2 rRNA genes are annotated in these 3,409 nt (G+C 55.5%); both read left to right on the top strand.

The features are described 5' to 3' along the window. Window positions 1–47 precede the first annotated feature (47 nt). A 23S ribosomal RNA gene (locus ACWDUM_RS28185) occupies window positions 48–3,175 on the top strand. 108 nt (window positions 3,176–3,283) lie between these two features. Beyond that, window positions 3,284–3,400 (top strand): 5S ribosomal RNA (rrf, locus tag ACWDUM_RS28180). The last annotated feature ends 9 nt before the right edge of the window (window positions 3,401–3,409 follow it).

The raw sequence follows: 3,409 nt of genomic DNA, 5'->3' as shown, positions 1-3,409 counted from the left end.
TGTTTGTGTGTTGTTTGAGAACTGCACAGTGGACGCGAGCATCTTTGTTGTAAGTAATGAAGAGCGTACGGTGGATGCCTTGGCACCAGGAGCCGATGAAGGACGTAGGAGGCTGCGATAAGCCTCGGGGAGCTGTCAACCGAGCTGAGATCCGAGGATTTCCGAATGGGGAAACCCAGCACGAGTGATGTCGTGTTACCCGCACCTGAATATATAGGGTGTGTGGAGGGAACGTGGGGAAGTGAAACATCTCAGTACCCACAGGAAGAGAAAACAACCGTGATTCCGTGAGTAGTGGCGAGCGAAAGCGGAAGAGGCCAAACCATGTACATGTGATACCCGGCAGGGGTTGTGTGCGTGGGGTTGTGGGATTCATTTTGTCGATTCTGCCGGATCGGCCGACAGTAAGAAATCATCGTGTTAGTCGAAGTGGTCTGGAACGGCCTGTCGTAGAGGGTGAGAGTCCCGTAGACGAAAACATGGTGACTGTCGTAGTGAACACCCAAGTAGCAGCGGGCCCGTGAAATCTGCTGTGAATCTGTCGGGACCACCCGATAAGCCTGAATACTCCCTGGTGACCGATAGCGGACTAGTACCGTGAGGGAAAGGTGAAAAGTACCCCGGGAGGGGAGTGAAATAGTACCTGAAACCGTGCGCTTACAATCCGTCAGAGCCTTTGCACCTTCGGGTGGGGGGTGATGGCGTGCCTTTTGAAGAATGAGCCTGCGAGTTAGTGGCATGTCGCGAGGTTAACCCGTGTGGGGTAGCCGTAGCGAAAGCGAGTCCGAATAGGGCGTTTTAGTGGCATGTTCTAGACCCGAAGCGGAGTGATCTACCCATGGCCAGGGTGAAGCGACGGTAAGACGTCGTGGAGGCCCGAACCCACTTAGGTTGAAAACTGAGGGGATGAGCTGTGGGTAGGGGTGAAAGGCCAATCAAACTCCGTGATAGCTGGTTCTCCCCGAAATGCATTTAGGTGCAGCGTCGCGTGTTTCTCACCGGAGGTAGAGCTACTGGATGGTCTAGGGGGCCCACAAGCTTACCGAAATCAGCCAAACTCCGAATGCCGGTGAGTGAGAGCGCGGCAGTGAGACTGCGGGGGATAAGCTTCGTAGTCGAGAGGGAAACAGCCCAGATCGCCGGCTAAGGTCCCTAAGCGTGTACTAAGTGGAAAAGGATGTGGGGTCGCGAAGACAACCAGGAGGTTGGCTTAGAAGCAGCCACCCTTGAAAGAGTGCGTAATAGCTCACTGGTCAAGTGATCCTGCGCCGACAATGTAGCGGGGCTCAAGTACACCACCGAAGCCGCGGCATTCACATAAGCCCGCTCGTTTTCTACGGAGGACGAGCCAGGTGTGTGGATGGGTAGGGGAGCGTCGTGCAGCCATGGAAGCGCCGGAGTGATCCAGGTGTGGAGGCTGCACGAGTGAGAATGCAGGCATGAGTAGCGAAAGACAAGTGAGAAACTTGTCCGCCGAATGACCAAGGGTTCCTGGGCCAGGTTAATCCGCCCAGGGTGAGTCGGGACCTAAGACGAGGCCGACAGGCGTAGCCGATGGACAACGGGTTGATATTCCCGTACCCGTGTGAACGCGTCAATGGTGAATCAGTGATGCTAAGCGCCCTGAAGCCGGCTGTGCACCTTCGGGTGTGTGGTCGGGGGATGCGCGTGATCCGAGCTGGTAGTAGCCAAGCGATGGGGTGACGCAGGAAGGTAGCTGGGCCAGTCAGTGGTAATACTGGTGTAAGCGTGTAGGGCGAGTGGTAGGCAAATCCGCCACTCATACAGCCTGAGACGTGATGCGTAGCCGATTGAGGCGAATTCAGTGATCCTATGCTGCCGAGAAAAGCCTCTAGCGAGTTTTCACACGGCCCGTACCCCAAACCGACACAGGTGGTCAGGTAGAGAATACCAAGGCGATCGAGATAACTATGGTTAAGGAACTCGGCAAAATGCCCCCGTAACTTCGGGAGAAGGGGGACCTCTGCTGGTGATCCAACTTGCTTGGTGAGCTGGTGGGGGTCGCAGAGACCAGTGAGAAGCGACTGTTTACTAAAAACACAGGTCCGTGCGAAGTCGTAAGACGATGTATACGGACTGACGCCTGCCCGGTGCTGGAAGGTTAAGAGGACCGGTTAGCTCTTCGGAGCGAAGCTGAGAATTTAAGCCCCAGTAAACGGCGGTGGTAACTATAACCATCCTAAGGTAGCGAAATTCCTTGTCGGGTAAGTTCCGACCTGCACGAATGGCGTAACGACTTCTCAGCTGTCTCAACCATAGACTCGGCGAAATTGCATTACGAGTAAAGATGCTCGTTACGCGCGGCAGGACGAAAAGACCCCGGGACCTTCACTATAGCTTGGTATTGGTGTTCGGTTCGGTTTGTGTAGGATAGGTGGGAGACTGTGAAGCGGGCACGCCAGTGTTCGTGGAGTCGTTGTTGAAATACCACTCTGATCGTATTGGACATCTAACCTCGGACCATGATCTGGTTCAGGGACAGTGCCTGGTGGGTAGTTTAACTGGGGCGGTTGCCTCCCAAAATGTAACGGAGGCGCCCAAAGGTTCCCTCAGCCTGGTTGGCAATCAGGTGTTGAGTGCAAGTGCACAAGGGAGCTTGACTGTGAGACTGACAGGTCGAGCAGGGACGAAAGTCGGGACTAGTGATCCGGCACCGGCATGTGGAAGCGGTGTCGCTCAACGGATAAAAGGTACCCCGGGGATAACAGGCTGATCTTCCCCAAGAGTCCATATCGACGGGATGGTTTGGCACCTCGATGTCGGCTCGTCGCATCCTGGGGCTGGAGTAGGTCCCAAGGGTTGGGCTGTTCGCCCATTAAAGCGGCACGCGAGCTGGGTTTAGAACGTCGTGAGACAGTTCGGTCTCTATCCGCCGCGCGCGTTAGAAACTTGAGGAAGGCTGTCCCTAGTACGAGAGGACCGGGACGGACGAACCTCTGGTGTGCCAGTTGTCCTGCCAAGGGCACTGCTGGTTAGCTACGTTCGGAAGGGATAACCGCTGAAAGCATCTAAGCGGGAAGCCTGTTCCAAGATGAGGTTTCTCACCCCCTCGAGGGGGTAAGGCCCCCGGCAGACCACCGGGTTGATAGGCCAGAACTGGAAGCACGGTAACGTGTGCAGGTGACTGGTACTAATAGGCCGAGGACTTACCACAAAGAAGCTACGCGTCCACTGTGCGGTATCTGAAACAACACACATGTTGTATCGGATCGAGAAACCGGTTTGGTTTTTCTCTGATCCGTGTGTGACAGTTTCACAGAGTTACGGCGGCCATAGCGGAGGGGAAACGCCCGGTCCCATTCCGAACCCGGAAGCTAAGCCCTCCAGCGCCGATGGTACTGCACTCGACAGGGTGTGGGAGAGTAGGACACCGCCGTACATAACATCC

The sequence above is a fragment of the Rhodococcus sp. NPDC003322 genome, assembly GCF_053589555.1.
Note: the sequence above shows the minus strand (reverse complement) of the source record. Positions and strands in the feature narration are given on the sequence as shown.